This is a genomic window from Oxalobacteraceae bacterium OTU3CINTB1 (assembly GCA_024123955.1).
Lineage (GTDB): Bacteria > Pseudomonadota > Gammaproteobacteria > Burkholderiales > Burkholderiaceae_D > Rugamonas.
Window position 1 is genome coordinate 1,689,757 of sequence record CP099652.1, and the last position, 17,440, is coordinate 1,707,196.

Consider the following 17,440-nt stretch of genomic DNA (forward strand, 5'->3'; position numbering starts at 1 on the left):
ATGACCACTCCAGCCGCGCTCACCCTGGCCCCGGCGCGCGAGCGCCTGGTCCTGTGGCTGCTGGCGCTGATCCAATTCACCGTCATCATGGATTTCATGGTGATGATGCCACTGGCGCCGCAGCTGATGCAGGCGTTCACGATCACGCCGGCCGCCGTCTCCGGCGCGGTGTCGGCCTACGCCTGGTGCGCCGGCCTGTCCGGCCTGCTGGCGGCGATGTATATCGACCGCTTCGACCGCAAACAGCTGCTGCTGTGGATGTTCGCGCTGTTCACCTTGTCCAACCTGGCGTGCGCCATCGCCCCCAATTTCCATGTGCTGGTGTTGTCGCGGGCCTTCGCCGGCGTGACCGGCGGGGTGCTGGGCGCGATGGTCATGGCCATCATCGGCGACCTGATTCCTGCCCACCGGCGCGGCGCGGCCACCGGCGTCGTGATGACGTCGTTCAGCCTGGCGGCGGTGGTCGGCGTGCCGACCGGCGTGATGCTGGCGGCGCACTTCGGCTGGGCGTCGCCGTTCTACCTGCTGGTGCTGTTCTCGCTGGTGATCTGGGGCCTTGGGGCGCGGACCTTGCCGTCCATTACGGGCCATCTGACGCGGCGCGTGCCGCTGTCGGCCGTGCTGCCGAATCTGATCGGCCTGTACCGTGTACCCAACCACCTGAAGGCGTTCGCGCTGTCGTTCGTCAACATGACGACAGGGATGCTGGTGATTCCGTTCATTTCACCGGTGCTGGTGAATAACCTGGGTGTGAAGCCGGCCGAGATCACCTATGTGTATCTTGCCGGCGGGTTGGCCACGCTGGTCAGCGCGCGCATGGTGGGCAAATGGTCGGACCGCGCCGGCGCGCAAAAGGTGTACCGCTATCTGGCGCTGCTGTCGGTGCTACCGATGATGTTCGTGACGCACATGCCAGCCATGCCGCTGGTCGCGGTGATCCTGTTCTTCCCGTTCTTTATGACGGCTGTGTCCGGACGCACCATTCCGCTGCAGGCACTGATGACCACCGTGCCGGACCCGTCCAAACGCGGCGCTTTCCTCAGCGCGAACTCGGCAATCCAGCAGCTCGGCAGCGGCGTTGGCGCCTTGCTGGGCGGCCTGACCCTGCATACGGACGCGGCCGGCCACATCCTCGGCTATGGCTGGAACGGCTGGATCGCCGCCGGGCTGACGGTGTTCTCGGTGCTGTGGGTGGGGAAGGTGGCGAGCGCAGTGGAGGCGACCCCGGCAAAACCGGCGCCGCAAGAGCAGAAGGTCGCCTAAGCGCTACCCATCGATGTTGATGCGCTTTTCCGGATGCTTTTCCCGGCGCCAGCGCGCGAGGCTGATGACTTCGTCGTTGGTGGCGTCTTCGACCAGGATCTCGTCGTCGCTCGACGAGACCAGGAAGCTTTCCCAGCGCTGCGCCGATTCGGCGCTGTTTTCGACAAAGCTGAACTGCCAGTAGCTTTTGCCGTTGAGCTTGCGCGGCGTCGGATCGTATTCGATCAGCGCGCCGCGCACTTTTCCGCCGGAGCTTTTCTCCAGCATCGACGACCACTGTTGCAGTTCCGGCAGCGCCATCAGCGCGGCCGACGCTTGTTCCTTGGTGCGGGTGGCCTTGGGTTCGGCCTGGGCGGCCGGTTCGCTGGCGGCCGGACGCGGCGCGGCGGCGCGCGGCGCCTTGCTGGCCGGCGGCGCCTTGCTGGCGACGACCGGCTCGGCCGGCTTGACCGGCGCCGGCGGCACCGCCACCGGCGTCGTGTTGTTGAGATAGACACCCACGCCGACGGCCAGCGCGACGGCGGCGGCGCCGGCGATGGCCAGGGTACGGGGGGACGGAGAGCGAGATGCCATAAGGGATAGCCTGGACTATTTTGTTGACGGCCATACTAAACCAAAGGCATCCATCGGGCAACTTCAACCCTCCAGTTCGCCTATGAAAGGGCGTGTTTTTGCAGGAAACAGCAGATATTGGGCGTCAACATGCCCGGTGCGATGCCCAGCCGGCGCGCCAGCCACAGTACCGGTTGCAGGCTGCGGACGTCGGCGCCGCCGCGCAACCGCGAGCGCAGCAGGAAATTATCGGGGTCGGCGGTGTCCAGATTGTCGTAGTGGGGGCCAAAGCCGCGCCGCATCGCCCACGGCCAGACGCCGCGTGGCAGCGACTTGCCGAGCACACGGTCGATCCAGCGCGGCAGGTAATTGACCAGCCAGCGCCCGCTGTGCGCCTCGCGCGGCCAGAGCCGGTTGCTCGATCCGGTCAGCAAGATCAGCCCGCCCGGCGCGAGCACGCGGTCGAGCTCGCGCTGCACGGCCGGCAACTCGGCCGGCGCCACGTATTCGAGCACGCTGTTGCAGGCGATCAGGTTGAACTGGCCGTCGGCGAAGGGTAGCCGGCGCGAGTCGGCGACGTGGGAGAAATCGATGTTGTCGATGCCGTAGCGCGCGGCGTTGAGGCGCGCCAGCGCGACCCAGTCGGCCGAATCGTCGGTGGCGCTGACCTTGGCGCCCAGGTAGGAAAACAGAATGGCCGAGGCGCCGATGTTGCAGCCGAATTCGAGGATCTGCATGTCCGGCAGGCGCAGCGGCATCACGTCCAGTACCATGCGTAGCTGATCCCATTCATAATCGACCTTGCCGCCGACCCAGGGGTCGCGCGGCTTGAGCCCGAGCTGGCCCGCCAGGGTGTCGAAATCTTGCTGTTTGGTATGTTGCGTGGGGGCGCAGTCCATGGAACCTCCTGAAAGTGAATGCGTCTCAACTATAGGAGGCTCGTTGCCGGGACTGCTTGTCGCAGCGCAAACGGGCCGGTTGCCATGCAGCCGCCGCCGAAACGCATGCATGGCGGATCTACGTATTTCCGGAGAAGGTTTAAACTTTCGTTGGGGTGTCTATATTATTTTGGTATCAGTTGCGCGAGATAATTCATTGGCGGCACTATAGCCATTTTTGTACCATCTTCGCAGTATAAGAAAAGGACTCTGACTAGTGGAAAAGACAATTCTGGGCGTCGACTGGGGCACCAGCAACCGGCGCGCCTATCTGATCGATCAACAAGGCAACTGCCTGGCGGAACACGAAGACGGCCAGGGCATGCTGGCGGTCGGCGGACGCGAACGTTTCAGCGCCTCGCTCGACGGCTTGCTCGATGCCATGCACCTCGATAGCGACGTGCCGGTGATCATGTCCGGCATGGTCGGCAGCGCCTCCGGCTGGCAGGAAGTCAACTATCTGGACGCCTCGGTGCCGCTGACCGAGCTGCCGCAACATCTTGCGCCCGTCACCGATCCGGCATGGGCCGGCCGTTGCCATATCGTTCCCGGCTATTGCTACCGCAACGGCGCCGCCGTCGACGTGATGCGCGGTGAAGAAACCCAACTGCTCGGCGCCGTGGCGCTGGGCAAGCGCGATGGCTGGCTGGTGTTGCCCGGCACCCATAGCAAATGGGTGCTGCTGCGCGACGGCGTGATCCAGTCGTTCGCCACCTACATGACCGGCGAGCTGTTCGCCATGTTGTCGGTCGGCGGCACACTGTCGTCGATGATGGCCGGCGACACCAGCGACGCCGAAGGCTTTGCCACCGGGTTGAACCAGGCTGCGCGCAACGAGCCGCTGTCGAACACCTTGTTCCGCGTGCGCGCCGGCGTCGTCTCGCGCACCTGGCCGCAGCAGCAGGCCGCCGCCGTCGTCAGCGGTTTGTTGATCGGCGCCGAGTTCGCCGCCGCGGCGCGCGAAGTGCCGGCCGACGGCAATGGCGCCGGCATCACCGTTATCGGCTCGCCGGCGCTGGCCGCCCGCTATGCCGCCGCCGCCGAGCACTTCGGCTTGAAATGCGAAGTGCTCGACCCACATCACGTGTATTGCACGGCGATTTCCCAATTCATCAAGCAGGGCTGATCATGACTATTTCCCATCCAACCACGCCGCTGGTCGCTATTTTGCGCGGCCTGCAACCGAGCGAGGCTGTCGCCGTCGCCCAAACGCTGTATGACGCCGGCTTCCGTGCGCTGGAAGTGCCGCTGAACCGTCCGGGCGCGCTCGAGTGCATCGCCTCGATGGTCGCGCTGAATCTGCCCGGCACCATGGTCGGCGGCGGCACGATGCTCAGCGTCGAGCACGTCGAAGCCGTCTATGAAGCGGGCGGCCGCCTGCTGGTGTCGCCGAATTGCAATCCGGCCGCGATCCGCCGCGCCGCCGACCTGGGCATGTACTGCGCCCCCGGCGTGGCCACGCCGACCGAGGCGTTCGCCGCGCTCGACGCCGGCGCCCACGCGCTTAAGCTGTTCCCGGCCGAGATGATCGGCCACGGCGGCCTGAAGGCCATGCTCAGCGTGGTGCCGGCCGGCACCCCGATGTGGCCGGTGGGCGGCGTCACGCCAGAGACGATGCCGGGCTGGGCCAAGGCTGGCGCGACCGGCTTCGGCATCGGCGGCGCGCTCTACACGCCCGGCGTGACCATCGAGCAGCTCGGCGAGCGCGCGGCCGCGTTCGTCAACACCTGGCGCGGCCTGGCCGCCTGATTCCTTTCATCCTGGGATAAAACGAATGAGCAAGCATGACGTGCAATGTCTGTGGGAAGTGGGCGCGCAACTGGGCGAGGGCCCGTTGTGGGTGGCGGAGCAAAACCGCCTGTATTTCGTCGACCTGAAAAATCAACAACTGCACGCGCTGGACACCGCCAGCGGCGAGCGCCATAGCTGGACGATGCCGGATTACATCTGCTGGCTGATCGCCCGCAAGGACGGCGACGGCTTCATGGCCGGCTTGCGCGACGGCATCGCCCGCGTCTGGCTCGAGCCAGAGCTGCGCATCGAATACCTGGCGCGTCCGTTCCCCGAAGGCAGCGGCCTGCGCATGAACGACGCCAAGGTCGACGGCGCCGGCCGCATCTGGGCCGGTTCGATGCACAACACGGATTACGCCCAGGCGATCGGCATGTTGTTCCGCCTCGACAAGGACTTGACCTTGACCGTGGCCGACAACGAATATCACATCTGCAACGGCCCGGCATTCAGCAACGACGGCGCCACGATGTATCACACCGACAGCTTCGAGGGCCGCACCTACGCCTATCCGCTGGCGGCCGACGGTACCCTTGGCGAGCCGCGCGTGTGGCGCCAGTTCGAGTTCGACAAAGAAGGCGCGCCGGACGGCATGACGGTCGACAGCGAAGGCTGCGTCTGGGTGGCGCAGTGGGGCGGTTCGCGCGTTTGCCGCTACTCGCCGCAAGGCGAACTGCTGGAAACCATCAGCGTGCCGGTGCGCAACCCGGCCTCGTGCACCTTCGGCGGCCCGGACCTGAAAACCTTGTTCATCACCACCGCCAGCGAGGACAACACGCCCGAGGAGCTGGCGAAGTTCCCGCTGACGGGTTCGTTGTTCTCGGTGCGCGTGGAAGTGGCCGGCGTTCCCGCCGCGCGCTTCGGTTAATCAGCGGTTCAGCAATAGCAGCGCCGGCCCGTGCCGGCGCGGTATCCCGAACTTAAAAATGGGCCGCGCGACGCGGCAGGGGGAGGTGCGCACAGGCGGCCGGTAACACAGCGTAGTACACACTATAAAAAATCAATAAGACACTGGAGACACAATGAAATTCAAGAATTTGCTCGCCGCGATCTGCGGCGTGGCGATGAGCTTGGCCGCGTCGGTCAGCTCCGCACAGTTCGCCAATGGCGCCGATGTCGGCTGGGTCAGCCAGCAGGAGTCGAGCGGCTATTCGTTCTATAACAGCAGCGGCGTCAAGACCGACCCCTTCGTGCTGCTGAAGAACCTGCAAATCAACGCGATCCGCCTGCGCGTGTGGGTCAATCCGAGCGGCGGCTGGAACGACGGCGCCGACGTGCTCTACAAAGCCAAGCGCGCCGCCGCGCAAGGCCAGCGCATCATGATCGACTTCCACTACAGCGACAGCTGGGCCGATCCGGGCAAGCAGACCAAGCCGGCCGCCTGGGCCAACCATACGCTGGCGCAGTTGAACAACGACGTCTACAGCCACACCCAGGGCATCCTGAACTATCTGAAGACCAACGGCATCAACGTCGAATGGGTTCAGGTCGGCAACGAGATCAACAGCGGCATGCTGTGGCCGGAAGGTAAGACCACCAGCTTCGGCAATCTGGCCGGCCTGATCAACAGCGGCTACAACGCCACCAAGGCCGTCTATCCGAACGCCAAGGTGATTCTGCACCTGGCCAACGGCCACGACAACGCCTTGTTCCGATGGTTCTTCGACGGCGTCAAGGGCGCCGGCGCCAAGTGGGACGTGATCGGCATGTCGCACTATCCGCCGGCTTCGGACTGGACCAGCTACAACAACAAGATCTCCACCAATATGTGGGATATGGTGTCGCGTTACGCCAAACCGGTGATGGTGACCGAAGTCGGCATGGACTGGACCCAGGCGGCGACCTCCAAGGCGATGATCGCCGATCTGCTGAGCAAGACCAAGGCGCTCGGTTCGAACGGCCTGGGCGTGTTCTACTGGGAGCCGCAGGGTTACCCTGGCTGGCAGGGCTACACCATGGGCGCGATTGACGCCAGCGGCAAGTTCACCATCGCGCTGGACCCGTTCTAAGCCGCATCGTTCCGCACATGACGTCGCGGCTTACCGGGCCGCGACGCTCAATGTCCAGTTGACGCCGAAGCGGTCCTTCAACATGCCGAACAGTGGCGTCCATTGCGCCGACTGCAGCTCGGCCGTGACGGTGGCGCCGGCGGACAACTTGTCCCAATAGGCGCGGATCTCGTCCTGGGTTGTTGCCTCCACGGCGACCAGGAAGGCGTTCTCGCCCTGGTTCCATGGCGTGTGCGACGGCACGTCGTAGGCCATCACGCGGAAGCCGGTCTCGGCCGCCACCTGGCCCCACATCAGCTGGTCCGCTTCGGCTGCGCTGGTCACCTGATTGAAGTCTTTATACGTCATGGCATTGACCTGTCCGCCGAACACGGATTGATAGAAGTCGAGCGCCTCGCGCGCCTGGCCGCGAAAATTCAAGTGGATAACGGCGCTGACGGTTGCTGGTTTCATGTTGAACTCCGGTTGAAAAAAGGAAGCTCATTCTAGCGAGCGCCTCCGACAGTTTCTGTCAGGAGTCGACGTCTTCTCGCCGCCACTACCGGCACGCGCGCCGATGCATTTGCGGTATCGGCGAAATCGGGTGAGAATGCGTCGCTTGAACATTACAGCGGCGCCATCATGCAGAAACCATCGATCAGATATTTACACCTCGCTCCGGAAAATGACTTGCCGGTGCTGGAAGGCTTGACCGCCTTCAAAGCTATCGTCATGGTCGAGGCGGAAGTGCCCGAGATGACGCGCTGGGACGTCAGCCGCTGGCTTGTTGAGTCCGGCTGTAGATATGCGCTCGCGTGGGGCGATCAATGCGAGGCATGGCGCGAATCGATCGACGACGCCAGCCTGGAGGCGACCGACTACGAGGACGTGCCGGAAGACCAGCAATTGCTGGCCACCGCGCATGAGGACGAGGATTTGAGCGAGGTCTTCTGGTTCGCCAAACACCGCGCCTCGCATCCCGCGCTGGAACTGTCCGAGACGCTGATCCTGCACATTGCCGGCGAACCGCGCCGCGACGAGATCGAAGCGGAGTTCCGCGACGCCTGAGTCTCAGGCTCCTCCATGATGGCGATCAAACGCTGAGCGTACCTGGCAAAAGGGCGGCGCGGCGCTGGCATATCATCGAGGCCTGCGTTCCCGCTGCGACGGAGGCCGGCATCATGAATCACAAGCCGTGTGGAAGGCTTGAGTCGGGAGCGCGGTGACGAGTTGCTTCGACGGCTACACAGCGAACAGTAACTTCGGCGCTCACACGGGCTTGTTTCGTCTCATGTCCAACCCCAACGCAGCCTTGCGCAGGCGGCCGTTGCGGCGTACGTAGTCGAAAGCGCCGCGCGTGTCGTACATCAGCTGATAGTGGTAATAGTTGATGTGTTCGAGCGCGGCGAATGCCAGCAAACCACACGACCACCACAGGTCCGCAGACGCGCCATCCGCCAACGCGATAAACACCGCCACGCCGGCGATCGCCACGACGTTCGAATATTTAAAGAAGCGGTAAAGCGGCTGGAAATACGCGGGCAAGGCTTGGCGCGTGACCGTCGACTGCAACTTCAGCTGCCAGTACAGCATCCCCTGCAACAGGATGTAGACCACCATCGCCATGGCCGCGCCCCGCATTCCCCATGCAACCGGATCGTCCGACGTTTCCCATACCATCGAAAACACGATGGGCAAGGCCAGCGCGGCGAATCCTTCGCCGTTGCGCAAATAGGTCATCCGGGCGCGTATCGTCTGCATGTGTTTGGTATCTTGTTGCGGAATTGCCAACTCTACCACAGGTCTGGCGGCCGTAGCGGTCGGCCGCAGCTACTTCGGCGCCCCGGCCGGCGCGTTGGTCAGCACATCGTCGTCCTTGCTCCATGCCGGCGACGTGATCGCGTAGAAGTCCAGCGGCACGCCTTTGCTGGCCCGGATCGAGCGCACGGTGCTCGGCTGGATGACGATGTACGAGCCCGGGCCGATCGTTTGCACGTGGCCGTCGGTCCAGATCTCGCCCGTTCCGCTGAGTACGAAGAACGATTCCTCGCCTTCCTTATTATGGCTCCACGGGCTGGCCTTGCCCGGCTCCAGATGAAACAGCGCGACGCTGACCTTGTCGCTGCGGGCGCCGGCGGGCGCTGTCCTGCCGCTCAATTCGCGCAAGGTGACGCCGGGCGCGGCTGTGATGACCGGCAGACTGTCCGGATCGATAACGGGGGGCGGCGTCTGCGCCGATGCGAGGACGGGCAGGGCGGCGAGCAGCAGGGCAAATGGCTTCATAAGTATCGCGGAAAAGGAATCAGCGGCGAGTGTAGCACCCGGTGCGCGCATAAAAAAAGCCAGCTTCCGAAGAAGCTGGCTTTTCCATGCAGCGAGGCGGCCCGGCCTGGGCCGAGCCGGCCGGCAATTACATCATGCCGTCCATACCACCCATGCCGCCCATGCCACCCATACCGCCCATGCCGCCGCCGGCTGCCTTGTCTTCGGTGACTTCGGCAACCATGCAATCGGTGGTCAGCATCAGGCCAGCGATCGACGCTGCGTTTTGCAGTGCCGAACGGGTAACCTTGGCTGGATCCAGCACGCCCATTTCAACCATGTCGCCATAGGTGCCGTTGGCAGCGTTGTAACCGTAGTTACCCGTGCCGGCCAGAACCGCGGCAACGACGACCGAAGCTTCTTCGCCGGCGTTTTGCACGATCATGCGCAGTGGCTCTTCCATGGCGCGCAGAACGATCTTGATACCTGCGTCCTGGTCCGGGTTGTCGCCTTTGACGGTGATCGAAGCGCGCGCGCGCAGCAGGGCTACGCCGCCGCCTGGCACGATGCCTTCTTCCACTGCGGCGCGGGTAGCGTGCAGTGCATCTTCAACGCGGGCTTTCTTTTCTTTCATTTCAACTTCGGTGGCGGCACCGACTTTGATCACGGCAACGCCGCCGGCCAGCTTGGCCACGCGCTCTTGCAGTTTTTCACGGTCGTAGTCCGACGTCGCTTCTTCGATCTGCACGCGGATTTGCTTGACGCGGCCTTCGATGCCTTCAGCCTGGCCAGCACCGTCGATGACGATGGTGTTTTCCTTGCCGACTTCGATACGCTTGGCTTGGCCCAGCTCTTCCAGCGTGATTTTTTCCAGGGTCAGGCCGACTTCTTCAGCAACCACTTGACCGCCGGTCAGGATCGCGATGTCTTCCAGCATGGCCTTGCGACGGTCGCCGAAGCCTGGCGCTTTGACGGCGCAGGTTTTCAGGATGCCGCGGATGTTGTTCACCACCAGGGTTGCCAGTGCTTCGCCTTCGATGTCTTCGGCGATGATCAGCAGTGGACGGCCGGCTTTGGCGACTTGTTCCAGTACCGGCAGCAGATCGCGGATGTTCGAGATTTTCTTGTCGCACAGCAGGACGAATGGATTGTCCAGGATCGCGACTTGCTTCTCTGGGTTGTTGATGAAGTATGGCGACAGGTAGCCGCGGTCGAACTGCATACCTTCAACGATGTCCAGTTCGTCGTTCAGCGACTTGCCGTCTTCAACGGTGATGACGCCTTCCTTGCCGACTTTTTCCATCGCTTCAGCGATGCGCTCGCCGATCGACGCGTCCGAGTTGGCCGAGATCGAACCGACTTGGGCGATTTCCTTGGTGGTGGTGCATGGACGGGCGATCGCGGCGATCTGCTCGACGGTGGCGGCGACGGCCTTGTCGATGCCGCGCTTCAGGTCCATTGGGTTCATGCCGGCGGCAACGAACTTCATGCCTTCACGGACGATGGCCTGGGCCAGCACGGTGGCGGTGGTGGTGCCGTCGCCGGCGTTGTCGCTGGTGCGGGAAGCAACTTCCTTGACCATTTGCGCGCCCATGTTCTGCAGCTTGTCTTTCAGTTCGATTTCTTTAGCGACCGACACGCCGTCCTTGGTGACGGTAGGGGCGCCGAACGAACGTTCCAGCACGACGTTGCGGCCTTTAGGGCCCAGGGTGACTTTAACGGCGTTGGCCAGGATGTTGACGCCTTCGACCATTTTGGCGCGCGCTGCGTCGCCGAAGATTACTTCTTTAGCTGCCATGTTGTTTCTCCAGAATTAGGTGATGAGTGGAACCGCGTGCCAAGTGAATTTACTTGACGACGATTGCCATGATGTCTTCTTCGCGCATGACCATCAGTTCTTGACCGTCAACTTTGACGGTCTGGCCGGCGTACTTGCCGAACAGAACGCGGTCGCCTACTTTGACATCCAGCGGACGGACTTTGCCATCTTCGAGAATCTTGCCATTGCCGACGGCGAGCACTTCGCCTTGATCCGGTTTTTCAGCGGCCGCATCAGGGATGATCAGGCCGGACGCAGTTTTGGTTTCCTGGTCGAGGCGTTTGACGATTACGCGATCGTTCAAAGGGCGAAGGTTCATACAAAACTCCTTAATTAGCATTGGTACAGTTTGTTGTTGTGCCGATCATGCCTAAATGCTCAGATTGCCACAACGGAAAGTTGTCGAGGGTGCTGTTAGCACTCTCTCGGAACGAGTGCCAATTATAGGGACGACCCATCGGTATTTCAAGGCGCATACCTTGAGAAGGCGCAAAAAAGAGCGGGAATGTTGCAAAGCTGACTACGATTTTCCACCGCATCCGTCTCGTGGCAGCAGGCCATAACGCAGCGGCGTCCTATACGTAAATACTATTTTTGCATTTTTAAATATAAAAGTTGACAACCTTGGCCTACGTCAATACCATCGATTGGGCAGTAAATAGTGATGTTGTGCAATTTTCTAAATCATCTTTTTTAAAGGAATATAGAAATGGCAGATCAAAAACAAAGCAAACTGTTCGCATTCAAGCTGGCTGAGAAACAAACGGCTCCAGCCAAGCCAGTGGCCGAGTTCAAAGTCCGCGACGGCGTCGCCGTTGCCGGCTGCTCCGGCCCGGATCTGACCGACAACTACCGTTACGCCAGTTCCACCAACGTCTCTGACCGCGGCATCTACTGCTAAAAGCCGTCCCCTCAAGCAGGCCGTGCCATGCATGGCCTGCCGCTGCCGTCTCGTGGGGAGTGATCATGAAGACCGTTTTAATTGTCACCAATAGCGGCGATCTGCACGCGGATCTGGTCGGTGCCAGCCTGCTCGCCCGCGACCATCGCCCGTTCCGGCTGAACCTGGACGCCTTTCCGCGCGACTACCAGACCTGTCAGTGGTTCGCCGGCGGCAAGCTGCGCAACCGGATCCGCCGTCGCGGCGATCCAGACTGGCTCGATCTCGACCAGGTGGGCGCGGTATGGATGCGCAAGCCGGGCGACTTCGTTTTCCCCAGCGACGATTTATCTCCGCAGGAGTTGGCCTTCGCCATTATGGAGACCGAACATGCCCTGTACAGCCTGCTCTATACACTCGACTGCTACTGGATGAGCCACCCGGTGGCGCTGCGCGCAGCGCAATGGAAAGGCGAACAGCTCCAGCGCGCGGCGCGCCTGGGTTTTCGCGTGCCCGATTCGCTCATCACCAACGTGCCCGACGAGGTGCGCCGCTTTCAGCGGGAAACCGCGGGCGAGATGGTCTTCAAGTCCATGTCCTGCCCGATGCTGGCCGCTGAGGCGGTCCCGGCCGGGGAGCGCGTGGCCAGCGCGCTGCGCACGACGATCGTCGACCCCGCCATGATGGCGGGCGTGGACGCGGTCAGCCAGATGCCCGGCCATTTTCAGCAATACATCCCGAAGAGCCACGAACTGCGCGTGGCCGTGATCGGCAGGCGCGTGTTCGCCGCAAGGATACATTCACAGGGCGACGCGCGCACCGCCATCGACTCGCGCGACATGTCGGCCTCCATTCTGTATGAGGCCACCGTCCTGCCGGCCGAGCTGGAACGGCGCTGCGTCGATTTCGTCCGCAGCTACGACCTGACCTACGGCGCGCTGGACCTGATCGTCACCCCCGACGGCGACGTGGTTTTCCTGGAAAACAATCCGGCCGGCCAGTTCCTCTACATCGAGCAGCTGATTCCCGAATTCAAAATGATCGACGCCGTTGCCGACGCATTGCTGGAGGGCGCGCGATGCCGCTAGACCACGCCGCGATGATCGACCATATCGTGCGGCTGGAGCGCTGGCGCGACAGCCGCGTGCTGGTCATGGCCGCCTCCAGCCTGGACATGGAGTTGCTGCCGGCGCTGTTGCGGCAGTGCCGCGCGCTGGGGGCCGCGCCCCGGCTCGACGTGGTCCTGCACGGGCGCGGCGGCGTGGTGCACGCGGCGCGGCGCATCGCGCTGCTGCTGCGGGAGCAGACCGACCATCTGGCTTTCCTGGTTCCCTACCGGTGCGAGTCGGCGGCGACCCTGCTCACCTTGTGCGCCGATGAAATCGTCGCCGGCGAGTTGGCGATCTTCTCGCCCATCGATCCGCAGTTGCACGGCGTTGACGGCAGCGCCTTTTCCGCGCTCGACATCCAAGCCTTCGGCGACATGGCGCAGCAGTGGTTCGGCATCGACGCCGCAGCCGCGCGCGAGCAGTCGCTGGCGCTGCTGTGCCAGGGCGTGGCCCCGCCCAGCCTGGGCGCTTTTTACCGCTCCACCTTGGAGATGACCCAGATCGCCGAACAACTGCTGGCGTTCCAACTGCCGCAGCACGACGCCGCGTTCCGCCAACAACTGGTGCGCCACCTGACGTCCGGCTACCACTCCCACCATTACGCCATCACGCCGGGCGAGCTGGCGGCGCTGGGGCTGCGCATGACGCGCGACCCGGAAGCCGAACAGCTGGCGTGGGAGATCTCGTTGCAGATTCAGGAGCACATCGGCGGCGCCGTGCGCGATTCCGCAGAGGACCCATGGCTGGACGCCATGCTGGCCACGCGCGATGGCGTCGAAACGCGGTATGCCCGGGCCGACGGCCTGGCGCCGCGCTGGCGCCGGGAGCCGGGCGCATGACAACGCTGCCGATGTTCGTCGCCGAGATGCTGCGCTACTTCGTCGGCTTGCTGCTGCTGGCCGCCGCCGTGGCCAAGCTGCGCGGCTTGGACAGCTTCCGCGAGAACCTGACCGCGTCGTTCGACGTCGGCGCCGCGCATAGCCGCATACTGGCGCCGGCCGTGGTGCTGGTCGAACTGGCGGTCGCCGCGCTGGTGCTCGGCGGCGCTGCGCGCGTCGGCCTGTGGGCCGCGCTGACGATGTTCTGCGTGTTCACCGCGCTGCTGGGGTATAAGTTCCATACCCACGGCGCGGTGCGGTGCGCGTGCTTCGGCGGCGCCGAACGTTCGTTGTCCGGCCTGGACCTGCTGCGCAATGTGCTGGTCATCGGCGCGATCGGCGCCGGGCTGGCGCTGGGCCACGACGCCGGCATGCCGCCGCACGCGGTCATACTGGCCATCGGGCTGGCCACGCTCGGCTGCGTGCTGGCGGTGCATTTCCACGAGATCGTCCGACTGCTGGCGGCGCCGCATGGATAGCCAGATCATCTACCTGGCGCTGGCGGTGCTGGCGTTCGCGGTGGCGCTCAACCTGAAGCTGACCATCTCCGTGCTGCACGCGGCGCTCGAAGAACGCGACGCCGGCGCGCCGCTAACGCCCGGTGAGGCCGTGCCGCAAGTCTCCGGCCAGCCGCTGGCTGCGCGCTTTGCACCGTGGTCGCCGCCACGGCGGCCAGTGCTGGAGGGGCGGCCGGCGGCGCTGCTGTTCCTGGCCAGCGGATGTCCCAAGTGCCACGGCAAGCTGGCCGAACTCGAACGACTGCTGCCGGCGGCCCTGCACGCCGGCCTCGATGTGCGGCTGGTCAGCCACGAATCCGCCTGGCGTTTGCGCCGCTTCCTCGGCGGACGCCTGCCGTCGTCGCAGGTATTGCGCCTGCGCCGCAGCGATTACCGGCTGCTCAATCCCACCGGCGTGTCGCCGGCCTATCTGTTCGTCGACCACGCCGGCATCCTGGAGGCGCGCGGCTTCATCGGCGACGACAACTGGCTGGCGCTGCGCGCCCAGCTGCTCGACGGGCAAACCCTGGCAAGCGAGGCGGCATGAGAGGGAACCACCACCTGGAACGTTTGCGCCTGATGTGGCCTGTGCGCTGGAAGATCGCCGCCGCCCTCGGCTTCATGAGCGTGACGGTGACGCTGCAGCTGATTGTCCCCAGGGCGATCGCCGATTTCATCGACCAGGCGGCGTCCGGGCGCGGCTACGCGCTGTCGGGATGGATGGCCGGCGTCGCGCTGGCGGTGGTGCTGGTCCAGGCCATCGCCTCGACCTTGCGCCACTACTATTTCGAGCTGTCCGGGCACCTGATCATCACGCGTTTGCGCCGACGCCTGTTCGACGTGTTCATCAACCAGCCCGTGGCCTTTTTCGACAAGCACCATGTCGGCGAACTGACCAGCCGCCTGACGGCCGACGTGCAGTCGCTGCACCAGGCGCTGACCTTCGGCGCGGCCAGCGCCGTGCAATCGTTGTGCGTGCTGGTGGGCGGCGTGGCCATGCTGCTGCTGATTTCGCCCCAGCTTAGCCTGATGCTGGCGCTGTTCATCCCCGGCAACCTGTACGTGGGCAAGCTGCTGGGCGATTACAGCCGTGGGCGCGCGCGCGAGGTGCAGGCGCACCTGGCCGACAGCGGCAAGGTGGCGCAGGAACAGTTCACCAACGTACGGCTGGTCCACGCGTTCAATCAGCAGGGTGGCGCGCTTGCGCAGTACCGGGCCGCGACCCAGCGCCTGCTCGATGTGGCGCTGGGCAGCACCAGGGTATTGTCCCTGTTCCACGGCGCCATGTCGGTGCTCGATCTGGCTGCGCTGGCCGGCGCGCTGATCTTTGGCGGATACCTGATCGGCCGCGGCCAGTTATCGGTCGGCGACCTGACCGCCTTCGTCATCTATTCCAGCATGATGACGCAGGCCGCCAGTTCGCTCAGCGAATTCTGGACCACCTGGATGCGCACGATGGGCGCCACCGACCGCTTGTTCGACATCCTGCGCGAGCACCGGCCGGCGCCGGCGCCGTCCAACCCCGCGCGTCCTGCCGGGCGGGTCGCCTTCGAGCACGTCACGTTCAGCTATCCCGAGCGGCCCGGCGCGGTGGCGCTCGACGATGTCGGCTTCGCGGTCGCCGCCGGCGAGAAGGTGGCGCTGGTGGGCGAATCGGGCGCGGGAAAATCCACCATCGCCAGCCTGATACTGGGCCACTACCCACCGGGTGGCGGCCGCCTGCTGTTCGACGGCGTCGACTCCGCCGGCATGAGCCCGGCCCGCATCCGCGAGCGCATCGCCATCGTCGAGCAGGAGCCGTCGCTGTTCTCGGGTAGCATCGCCGACAACATCGCGTTCGCCGTGCCGGACCGCGAGGTGCCGTTGACGGAAGTGATGGCCGCCGCCAGGCAGGCGCACGCGCACGACTTCATCAGCGCCTTCCCGCAGGGCTACGACACCCGGGTGGGCGAGCATGGCGTGCAGTTGTCAGGCGGCCAGAAGCAGCGGGTGGCAATCGCGCGGGCGATGCTGCGCGACCCGGCCATATTGATCCTCGACGAGGCCACCAGCGCGCTCGATGCGTCGAGCGAGCTGCTGGTGCAGCAGGCGCTCGATGTGTTGATGGAAGGGCGCACCACCATCATCATCGCGCACCGTTTTTCCACCATCGCCAAGGCCGACCGTATTCTCGTGCTGGAGAAAGGGAAGATCGTGCAACAGGGCACGCACGATCAGCTGTCGCGCCAGGCGGATGGTGTCTACTTGCGCCTGATCCGCCATCAGATGTACCTGTTCAAACCGCCGGAGGCGGCGGAGAACGCCTGATCAAGGGTCCAGCGGGTCGGCCGGATTGATGCGCAGCGACTTGGGCGACGGCCGGAACGTCAGCTCGGTCGGCGACAGCCGCGCGCCGACGGTGCCGGGCAGGTAGCCCAGCTCCTTCAGGTTGCGCGAGGCGAACTCCTGGCTTTCGATGTAGCGGCTTTGGTTGGTGTAGGTGACTATCAGGCTGTCCTTGTCCAGTGGCGCGCCCAGCGCGATCAGCCGGCGCGTCACGTTGCGCAGGTTGGTCGTGGTGTGGCGCGCGTACGGCTCGATGATGATGGACTCGGCCGGCACGCCGAAACGTTCGATCAAGGCCTTGCGCATTTCCACCGCCTCCACGAAGCGCGTGCCCTTCGGGTGCACCGAGGCGCCGCTGAAGATGATGAAGGGCGCCTCGCCGTCGGCGAAGCGTTTGGCGGCGAGGCGCACGTTCCACTTGCCGCGCGCGCTCAGCGCCATGCCCACGTTTTCCGGCCCGATGCCCGGAATGATGATCGCCGCATAGCGGTACAGTTTCCAGTCGATGATGCCCGAGCGGCCCAGCGCGGCGCCGTTGTGGGCCAGGTCCAGCGGCTCGAAGGCGACGGCGTCGGCGCGGTCGTTGGCGTCGAGCAGGGCGAGCGCCAGCGGCAGGCTCGGGTCCAGCGGCAGCAGCGGATCATCCTCGCTGGCCTTGGCGAGCGCCACCGCGTCCTTGACGGCGGCGTTGAACAGCGTGCTGCCGGGCGTGTCGATCGGGCCGTCGACCATCGGGTAGCGCGGCGCCGTTCCCTGGCCGTACACCTGGATGATGCTATTGAGCCCGCGCAGTTCGCGCGCCACCTGGGCCTGCGCGCCGTCGTCGGCCAGCGTGGATTTGCGCCATGTCGTCGCCGGCGCCTTTGCGGCCCGGGATGCGAAGTCGTTGATTTCCGCGTCCGTCCACAGGCTGGCGCCCAGCACGCAGGCGGTGTCCTGCTGGCAGGCCTCGATGCGCGCGCGGCGCGCGGCCGGCGCCTTCTCCGCCGGGCGGGCAGCGCCGAGGTCCACCAGGGCGGGGAACAACTGATCGGCCAGCAGCGCCCAGTGCTTGTCGCGCACTGGAGCGGCCTGCGCTTGCTGGATCATGAGCAGGGAGAGGGCGAGAAGGGTTTTCTTGATCATGTGGTTCATTCCG

20 protein-coding genes are annotated in these 17,440 nt (G+C 64.5%); 12 read left to right on the plus strand and 8 right to left on the minus strand.

Annotation, left to right across the window (positions count from 1 at the left end; genetic code table 11):
* Nucleotides 1–1,263 (plus strand): MFS transporter, encoded by a 1,263-nt coding sequence (locus tag NHH73_07260; protein ID USX28071.1) that lies wholly within the window; start codon nucleotides 1–3, stop codon nucleotides 1,261–1,263.
* A 3-nt stretch (nucleotides 1,264–1,266) separates the two neighbouring features.
* Here the strand turns inward: NHH73_07260 and NHH73_07265 are convergent, their stop codons facing one another.
* Both NHH73_07265 and NHH73_07270 read right to left on the minus strand, forming a co-directional pair.
* On the minus strand, nucleotides 1,267–1,836 hold the full coding sequence (locus NHH73_07265; protein USX28072.1) for a hypothetical protein: 570 nt from the start codon (nucleotides 1,834–1,836) through the stop codon (nucleotides 1,267–1,269).
* Nucleotides 1,837–1,916: 80 nt separating this feature from the next.
* Nucleotides 1,917–2,714 (minus strand): methyltransferase domain-containing protein, encoded by a 798-nt coding sequence (locus NHH73_07270; protein ID USX28073.1) that lies wholly within the window; start codon nucleotides 2,712–2,714, stop codon nucleotides 1,917–1,919.
* Between the two features lie 256 nt (nucleotides 2,715–2,970).
* On the opposite strand from NHH73_07270, the gene NHH73_07275 reads away from it, so the two are divergent.
* The 4 genes from NHH73_07275 to NHH73_07290 all read left to right on the plus strand — a co-directional run bounded on the left by NHH73_07275 (nucleotide 2,971) and on the right by NHH73_07290 (nucleotide 6,553).
* Nucleotides 2,971–3,879 carry a 2-dehydro-3-deoxygalactonokinase gene (locus NHH73_07275; GenBank protein USX28074.1) on the plus strand — a complete coding sequence of 303 codons (909 nt, stop codon included), beginning with the start codon at nucleotides 2,971–2,973 and terminating at the stop codon, nucleotides 3,877–3,879.
* Between the two features lie 2 nt (nucleotides 3,880–3,881).
* Nucleotides 3,882–4,502: a 2-dehydro-3-deoxy-6-phosphogalactonate aldolase gene (locus NHH73_07280; protein ID USX28075.1), complete on the plus strand. Its 621-nt coding sequence runs from the start codon at nucleotides 3,882–3,884 to the stop codon at nucleotides 4,500–4,502.
* 25 nt (nucleotides 4,503–4,527) lie between these two features.
* Nucleotides 4,528–5,412 (plus strand): SMP-30/gluconolactonase/LRE family protein, encoded by an 885-nt coding sequence (locus NHH73_07285; GenBank protein USX28076.1) that lies wholly within the window; start codon nucleotides 4,528–4,530, stop codon nucleotides 5,410–5,412.
* Between the two features lie 154 nt (nucleotides 5,413–5,566).
* Nucleotides 5,567–6,553 carry an arabinogalactan endo-1,4-beta-galactosidase gene (locus tag NHH73_07290; GenBank protein ID USX28077.1) on the plus strand — a complete coding sequence of 329 codons (987 nt, stop codon included), beginning with the start codon at nucleotides 5,567–5,569 and terminating at the stop codon, nucleotides 6,551–6,553.
* A 30-nt stretch (nucleotides 6,554–6,583) separates the two neighbouring features.
* Here NHH73_07290 and NHH73_07295 read toward each other — a convergent pair whose 3' ends face one another.
* Nucleotides 6,584–7,006: a VOC family protein gene (locus NHH73_07295; protein USX28078.1), complete on the minus strand. Its 423-nt coding sequence runs from the start codon at nucleotides 7,004–7,006 to the stop codon at nucleotides 6,584–6,586.
* A 168-nt stretch (nucleotides 7,007–7,174) separates the two neighbouring features.
* On the opposite strand from NHH73_07295, the gene NHH73_07300 reads away from it, so the two are divergent.
* Nucleotides 7,175–7,600 carry a hypothetical protein gene (locus NHH73_07300; protein ID USX28079.1) on the plus strand — a complete coding sequence of 142 codons (426 nt, stop codon included), beginning with the start codon at nucleotides 7,175–7,177 and terminating at the stop codon, nucleotides 7,598–7,600.
* Between the two features lie 201 nt (nucleotides 7,601–7,801).
* Here the strand turns inward: NHH73_07300 and NHH73_07305 are convergent, their stop codons facing one another.
* From NHH73_07305 to groES, 4 genes are all read right to left on the minus strand, one after another.
* Nucleotides 7,802–8,293 (minus strand): hypothetical protein, encoded by a 492-nt coding sequence (locus NHH73_07305; GenBank protein USX28080.1) that lies wholly within the window; start codon nucleotides 8,291–8,293, stop codon nucleotides 7,802–7,804.
* Nucleotides 8,294–8,362: 69 nt separating this feature from the next.
* The gene (locus tag NHH73_07310) at nucleotides 8,363–8,815 is read right to left on the minus strand and encodes a cupin domain-containing protein (protein ID USX28081.1); all 453 of its coding nucleotides are present in this window, start codon (nucleotides 8,813–8,815) and stop codon (nucleotides 8,363–8,365) included.
* 127 nt (nucleotides 8,816–8,942) lie between these two features.
* On the minus strand, nucleotides 8,943–10,592 hold the full coding sequence (gene groL / locus NHH73_07315; protein ID USX28082.1) for a chaperonin GroEL: 1,650 nt from the start codon (nucleotides 10,590–10,592) through the stop codon (nucleotides 8,943–8,945).
* Nucleotides 10,593–10,641: 49 nt separating this feature from the next.
* Entirely contained in the window at nucleotides 10,642–10,932 is a 291-nt protein-coding gene (gene groES / locus NHH73_07320; GenBank protein USX28083.1) for a co-chaperone GroES, read from the minus strand.
* A gap of 390 nt (nucleotides 10,933–11,322) precedes the next feature.
* Here groES and NHH73_07325 point away from each other — a divergent pair, with 390 nt between their 5' ends.
* The 6 genes from NHH73_07325 to NHH73_07350 all read left to right on the plus strand — a co-directional run bounded on the left by NHH73_07325 (nucleotide 11,323) and on the right by NHH73_07350 (nucleotide 16,284).
* The gene (locus tag NHH73_07325) at nucleotides 11,323–11,514 is read left to right on the plus strand and encodes a hypothetical protein (GenBank protein USX28084.1); all 192 of its coding nucleotides are present in this window, start codon (nucleotides 11,323–11,325) and stop codon (nucleotides 11,512–11,514) included.
* Nucleotides 11,515–11,579: 65 nt separating this feature from the next.
* Nucleotides 11,580–12,581 carry a hypothetical protein gene (locus tag NHH73_07330; GenBank protein ID USX28085.1) on the plus strand — a complete coding sequence of 334 codons (1,002 nt, stop codon included), beginning with the start codon at nucleotides 11,580–11,582 and terminating at the stop codon, nucleotides 12,579–12,581.
* The gene (locus tag NHH73_07335) at nucleotides 12,572–13,441 is read left to right on the plus strand and encodes a hypothetical protein (protein USX28086.1); all 870 of its coding nucleotides are present in this window, start codon (nucleotides 12,572–12,574) and stop codon (nucleotides 13,439–13,441) included. The genes NHH73_07330 and NHH73_07335 overlap by 10 nt, the downstream gene beginning before the upstream one ends.
* Nucleotides 13,438–13,959: a hypothetical protein gene (locus NHH73_07340; protein USX28087.1), complete on the plus strand. Its 522-nt coding sequence runs from the start codon at nucleotides 13,438–13,440 to the stop codon at nucleotides 13,957–13,959. Before NHH73_07335 ends, NHH73_07340 begins: the two co-directional genes overlap by 4 nt.
* Complete coding sequence (locus NHH73_07345) at nucleotides 13,952–14,524, plus strand: hypothetical protein (protein ID USX28088.1); 573 nt, start codon at nucleotides 13,952–13,954, stop codon at nucleotides 14,522–14,524. Before NHH73_07340 ends, NHH73_07345 begins: the two co-directional genes overlap by 8 nt.
* Entirely contained in the window at nucleotides 14,521–16,284 is a 1,764-nt protein-coding gene (locus tag NHH73_07350) for an ABC transporter transmembrane domain-containing protein (protein USX28089.1), read from the plus strand. Before NHH73_07345 ends, NHH73_07350 begins: the two co-directional genes overlap by 4 nt.
* Here the strand turns inward: NHH73_07350 and NHH73_07355 are convergent, their stop codons facing one another.
* Entirely contained in the window at nucleotides 16,285–17,436 is a 1,152-nt protein-coding gene (locus NHH73_07355) for a YdcF family protein (protein ID USX28090.1), read from the minus strand. It lies immediately after the preceding gene.
* Nucleotides 17,437–17,440: the final 4 nt, after the last annotated feature.